Consider the following 3,560-nt stretch of genomic DNA (forward strand, 5'->3'; position numbering starts at 1 on the left):
TCAATTCGCTCAACATTTCATCGTCTTCTGGGCTAAGAATGATACGGAGAGGGGCTGGCATTTTAAAGAGAAAAAAGTTCCTTCTATCTTACATTTAATTTACCCCTCCTACTTATTAGCCGCAGGGATTGATGTCTTTTCCACAGTCAATATTCAACATGTAGAGAGTCTGAGAGATGTTGTATCAGAAGTTCCAGGCATCATTGTAAAAAGTCAGCTTCCCGATCTCATCTTAAAGGAAGCGGGGGAAGTTGTTGTGGTTGATGCTACTCCTGAAACCCTGCAAGAACGACTGCGAGATGGAAAAATCTTCCCTTCTGTCAATGCCGAGCGATTGCTAAATACAGCTTTTCAGTGGCAGAGTTTAATAACTCTACGAGAACTTACATTACGGCAAGTCGCCAACAATGTTGAAGAAACAAGAATCCGAGAAGGCGATCGCCTCAACAACGCCTCTGCTGGAAATCTCGGTTCGCCCTGTTGCGTACATGAGCGGGTTTTGGTGTGCGTGTCTACCCACCCTCGTTCAATTCAGTTGCTTAATCGTGGTGCTCATTTAGCGAATATTATGAATGCGTCATTGTATGGGTTATTTATCCATAATCTAGATCGCTCCCTCAATGACTCAGAAGCACTATACATTAATACTTGTGAGCAATTATGTCAGGACTTTCGTGGAGAATTTCTTCAGGTGAATAATCCCGATATTGCTACAGCGATCGCTCATGTCGCCAAAACTCAACATATTACCCAGGTAATGCTGGGCAAAACTCGCCGATCATTCTGGGATGCTTTGTTTCATCGATCGATTGTTGAGCAATTAATTGAGAGACTTCCCAGCCAAACTGATCTGCACATTATTTCAACAGACTCGTGATGGAACCTTGGTAGTCGTAATAAGTATCTACATTCGAGATGCTTGAAAATAACATTATTTACTCCACCACTGCCTCAGAGATCAAGTTCATCCGAAAAGAACCTAATAGAGAAATCGCACCTGTCGTCGAGATTGCAATCTTCACACTTTGTCTTGCATTAACGATTGCAGGAATATTTCTATTACTTACCTCCCCTGTATGGAAACGAAAAAAGGAGATAGCTACTACACAATCTCTGAGTCAGATCCCCTGTCGAGATTGTCGATTTTTCAAACAAAACCAATATCTTAAATGTGCTGTACATCCTACGATTGTTTTAACTCAGGGGGCGATCGATTGCCAAGATTATGAACCATTCAATAAGCCAGATACATGAAATATCAGCAACAGTAGATTGCTGCTGAATGGTTTCAACGTGCTGCTATAGTAGGTTGGCTTTAACCTGTTCAAACAATGCAGACATTTATCTTTTTCGTGATTGCTGCTCTGAGTGAGATTTCTGGCTGCTATACTTTTTGGGTAACTACTCAACCCAGAGGGAATAAGGGTTGCGAGGGGTCAAGAGCGGCTTCAATGGCTTGAAAAGCGGAAAGACCGTGTCGCATGCCCGTATTAACAATGGAACGAACTTGTGCGAACAGATCCCGCCCCCAGTCGGAACGGAAGCCATTGGTGACCTTACGAAAAATCACACTCATACGTAAGGCTTGTTCACTGGCATTATTGGTTGGGGGAATGGTTGTATCTTCTAAGAACAGAAATAAATGATCGCGCAAATCTCGATAGCGATTTTGCAAGCGAATGCCATCGGCTTGGGTCGGCGATAAAGCCAGTGCAAGGGCCAGTTGCCGATGGATACGGCAGCGATATTGATACTGGGTTGATTCGGCTAATTCTGGCCAGCGACGATGATCGGCCAATGCCTTCAGAAGAATGCGTTTCATCACAGGCGAGAAGACTGTATCACCCGCATCAATGCCATACTGACAATCACGTAATTGATGCGCTAGACAAACTTGCCAATCCTTGGCCGGATGGGTTTTCTGAGCACTGAATAAATCTGATACCCAAACTTCCGGTTGATGCTCCCCCATCACTTCCGCAATCACATCTTGCCCACGGGATGGACGAATCACGTGATAACACCAATCATCATTTTGAAAGACCCATTCCCACTGATTCCGACCAAAGACCCGCGCACTTGTTTCGTCACTGCCGATGCGCTCAGCTTGACGGATACGTTGTAAGATTTCGGCCACTGGGGGCATCAGTGCGGTTTGTACCCGTTGCAGTAAGCTGGCAATCGCTCCCTGAGAAATGGTTAACCCAAAGACTGTGGCCATCAATTGCTCAATCCGTTGGTAGCTAATCGCATGACTGTAACGTAACGTTGTCACCAAGGCCGCAATCCGAGGACTGAAGGGACTACCAGGGGCCAAATGCGCTGGAACTGCGCCGATTTGGGCCGCGCCACAAGCGGGACAGGCACAGCCATATCGTTCCACCCGCGTCACCACCGGACGAATCGGCGGAATATCAATCTTGTCGTAGCGTTCCAGTAACTGTTGCTCGCATAACTCGATTTTCTGTCCACAATCCTGACATTCGCTGACCTGAACTTGAATGATTTGGTCGGGATGCTCACTTAATTCTCGCCCCCCACCGGACGGCTCAGATGCCTCGTCCGCCGCTGCTTTAGTCGGCTCTTTCGACTTGACTGCGCGCTTAAATCCTTTCGCTGGCGGCAGACTCGAATTTTTGCTGGTCTTTTTGGGCTTTGCTGCTTGTTCCCGTAACGTTTGCAGTTCTTCCCAAAGCCCATGGATCAGTTCATCCTTGGCCTGATGAGTTAATCGCTTTAAGTCGGGCAGTTCTGTCATCCTTTCACTCTAGCCAATTTCTCCAAAATTGCAACACCCCAGTCGAGTAATTACCAAAAACCTTCTATACACCACTTGCCGCCGCCTTTTTTGGGCTACCCGATAGCGGCTTTGGACGGCTGACGGGCTTGTATGATCAAACCACCTTTGCTGGTTTTGGACAGATTGATTTCAAACCGATCGAACCACTCACGTTAACAGCAGGGTTGCGCTACGAAACCTTTGGCGATCGCTTGAGCCGCTCAAACACCTTTGAATTGCCTGGATTGGGTGAGGTTCCTGTTGGTCCAAGCCTTAACAATTCTCAGATTAATGGGGATATCGTGCTACCTCGGTTCGCGGTGCAATATCGATTCAGTCCCACAGTGATGGCGTATGGTAGTGTGGCACGGGGGTATAAACCAGGCTCCCAAAATTATGCCTCGGATGACCTGACTCAGCTTTTAGCGCGTCCAGAAAAAGCTTGGAGCTATGAGTTAGGAGTGAAATCCAACTGGTTCAATAATCGCTTGACAGCAAACGTGGCGGTATTTTGGAGTGATATTGATGACTATCAACTGCTGTTGCCCGATGAGTTTGGATTTGCTTCTGTGACTACCAATGGAGGCGTGAGGACGCGCGGGTTTGAACTGGAATTAGCCGCAAAACCGTTTCAAGGTTTTGAAGTGGTCGCAGGTTTTGGCTACACCAATGCCAAGGAGTGCATCCCAGATTTGCAATGAGTATAAATGCTTAAGTCCATAAGTTGACTTCAGCGCTACACTTTAAACAGAATTCCTCTACTTAAGTTGCTCTATGGACG

General features: G+C 46.6%; 3 protein-coding genes. 2 read left to right on the top strand and 1 reads right to left on the bottom strand.

Features of this window, described 5'->3' with window-relative positions:
* The coding region (locus ACN4EG_RS27325) for a hypothetical protein (RefSeq protein WP_431633445.1) at window positions 1-877 on the top strand (877 nt) is incomplete at its 5' end.
* Window positions 878-1,405: 528 nt separating this feature from the next.
* On the opposite strand, the gene tnpC is transcribed toward ACN4EG_RS27325, so the two are convergent.
* Window positions 1,406-2,758 carry an IS66 family transposase gene (tnpC, locus tag ACN4EG_RS27330; RefSeq protein ID WP_431633446.1) on the bottom strand — a complete coding sequence of 451 codons (1,353 nt, stop codon included), beginning with the start codon at window positions 2,756-2,758 and terminating at the stop codon, window positions 1,406-1,408.
* Between the two features lie 119 nt (window positions 2,759-2,877).
* Here tnpC and ACN4EG_RS27335 point away from each other — a divergent pair, with 119 nt between their 5' ends.
* Window positions 2,878-3,480, top strand: coding sequence for a TonB-dependent receptor domain-containing protein (locus ACN4EG_RS27335; protein WP_431633447.1), 603 nt, complete (start codon window positions 2,878-2,880; stop codon window positions 3,478-3,480).
* Window positions 3,481-3,560: the final 80 nt, after the last annotated feature.

Source organism: Alkalinema pantanalense CENA528 (genome assembly GCF_050753345.1).
Classification (GTDB): domain Bacteria; phylum Cyanobacteriota; class Cyanobacteriia; order Leptolyngbyales; family Leptolyngbyaceae; genus Alkalinema; species Alkalinema pantanalense.

Excerpts from the sequence above, each read along its gene's own strand:
- tnpC (WP_431633446.1), bottom strand. The coding sequence starts at position 2,758 with ATGACAGAACTGCCCGACTTAAAGCGATTAACTCATCAGGCCAAGGAT.